2 protein-coding genes and 1 pseudogene are annotated in these 1,929 nt (G+C 73.6%); 2 read left to right on the forward strand and 1 reads right to left on the reverse strand.

All coding sequences use genetic code 11. The annotated features are described in order from the left end of the window. The first annotated feature begins 69 nt into the window (after nucleotides 1-69). Entirely contained in the window at nucleotides 70-762 is a 693-nt protein-coding gene (locus VR44_RS10940) for a maleylpyruvate isomerase family mycothiol-dependent enzyme (RefSeq protein ID WP_045947239.1), read from the forward strand. A gap of 89 nt (nucleotides 763-851) precedes the next feature. On the opposite strand, the gene VR44_RS10945 is transcribed toward VR44_RS10940, so the two are convergent. Then, nucleotides 852-1,598: a PIG-L deacetylase family protein gene (locus tag VR44_RS10945; protein ID WP_045947237.1), complete on the reverse strand. Its 747-nt coding sequence runs from the start codon at nucleotides 1,596-1,598 to the stop codon at nucleotides 852-854. Nucleotides 1,599-1,720: 122 nt separating this feature from the next. Between VR44_RS10945 and VR44_RS10950 the strand changes: the two are divergent. Further along, nucleotides 1,721-1,929 (forward strand): annotated as a pseudogene (locus tag VR44_RS10950) (asparagine synthase (glutamine-hydrolyzing)); the annotation flags it as partial.

Raw genomic sequence — 1,929 nt, forward strand, 5'->3', positions numbered from 1 at the left:
CAAGGTCGAGGGCCCGTACAAGCCCGACCACTACCGCTACTGACCGCGGGGGACACCGTGGACACCATCGTGGAGACCGCCCCGGACACGGCCGCGGACGACACCGCCGCCGGGGCGCGGGACCCGTGGCTCCCGGACCTGCTGCTGCGCACCGAACGGGACGTTCTGATCCCGCTGCTGCGCCGCACGCCCGAGGCCGCGTTCGGGCTGCGCACCGCCTGCCCGGGCTGGACCGCCCGGGACGTCCTCGCCCACTGCGCGGCGGCCCTCGTACGGATCGTCGAGGGCCGGCTGGAGGAAGGGGTCTTCCTCCCCGCCGCCAACGCCGCCGACGTGGCCGAGCGCGCGGACTGGCCGGTGGGGCGGATCGTGGACGAGCTGGAGCGCGGGTTCAGCGAGGCCGGCCCCGTCATCGCCGCCGGCGACGGCAGGCTGGACGCGGTGGCCCTGGGGGAGTGGATCCACGCGGGCGACGTCCGCGAGGCCTTCGGGGAGCCGGGCGCGTACGCGGGGAACAGCCTGGCGCTCGCCCTGCCCCTGTTGCAGGTCACCAGCCGCAAACGCGAAACGCCCCGGCTGATCGCCGACATCGACGGTCACACCGGAGCGCTGGAACTGGGCAACGAGGTGGACGGCCGGCCCCCGGCCCGGTTCAGCGGCGACGCGGCGACGCTGATCCGGCTCTACTCGGGCCGTCCGCTGGTCGCCACCCGTTACGAACTGGCGGGCGCGACCGAAGGGGAACTGCTCATCTACCGGTGAGACGGGTGAGACGGGTGAGACGGGTGAGACCGGTGGACCGGTGAGCCCAAGGACGGCCGCCCGGGCCGCAACCCGGCCCGGGCAGCCGCTCAGCCGTCGATCTGCACCACCTGGAAGGCCTCCGCCATCCGCCCGGCGGGCAGCCCCGCCGCCCGGGCGTGGTCGCCCAGCCAGTCCCGCAGCAGCCCCGCCAGATCGTCGAAGTGGGCGGTCTGCGAGGTGTGGATGCGCAGCGCCTCCACCTTCCGGTCGAAGACCGGGGTGACGTCGACGTACTGGTTCGGGGTCGGGCCGGTCATCAGCCACAGCTCGGGCACGATCCACGGCTCCAGCCCCTCCTCCTTCAGCAGGGACGGGTGGGCGAAGGGGTTGCGCGCCTCGGGGTAGATCGCCCGCAGCGCGGCGTCGCCCACCGCGCGGTGGTCGGGGTGCAGATCGGCGATGCGGGACCAGTTGATCTCCGGGCTGGGGATGACGGCCCGCTGCGGACGCACCTCCCGGATCACCCGGCACAGGTCGCGGCGCAGCTCCACGCTCGGCTCGACATAGCTGTCCTCGTAGCCGAGGAAGCGGACGTCGTCGACGCCGCTGCGCTTGGCCGAATGGACCTGCTCGGCCCGGCGGAGGTCGCCCATGGCCTGGCGGGGGAGCCGTTCGTCGTAGCCGCCGGCGCCGCCGTCCGTGACGATGCAGTACGTCACGCGCTGCGTGCCCTGCGCGATCCACCGCATGACCGTCCCGCTGACGCAGAACTCGATGTCGTCCGGGTGCGCGGCCACGACCAGCAGGGATTCCGGTGCGCTGCGGTCAATGAGATTGGTCGCGAAGTGTTCCATGCGATCAGCCTGTTGGGCCCGGCCGTGGCCCGCAAGGCAGCCCCTTTGGCGTACTCGCGACATGTCGCCTCTACGCCACGCCGGGCCTTCACCGCACCACATCGCTCAGGAGCCACGCGTGCGTGGGAAGCGGAGGCGTCGTCATGTGCAGGATCTTCGGCTCCCTCTCGGCCGCGCCGGCCCGCCCCGACCCGGCCGAACTCGCCGCCGTCTCGTCCCGGCAGCGGCACGGCGGCCCCGACGAGCACCGGGTGCTGAGCGGACCCGGCTGGTCGCTCGGCTGCGACCGGCTCGCCGTGACCGATCCGCGCGGCGGGAGCCAGCCGTACCG

The sequence above is a fragment of the Streptomyces katrae genome (genome assembly GCF_000966975.1).
Lineage (GTDB): Bacteria > Actinomycetota > Actinomycetes > Streptomycetales > Streptomycetaceae > Streptomyces > Streptomyces katrae.

What these genes read in the sequence shown, in the direction of transcription:
- VR44_RS10945 (WP_045947237.1), bottom strand. Translation starts at nt 1,598, where the DNA reads ATGGAACACTTCGCGACCAATCTCATTGACCGCAGCGCACCGGAATCC.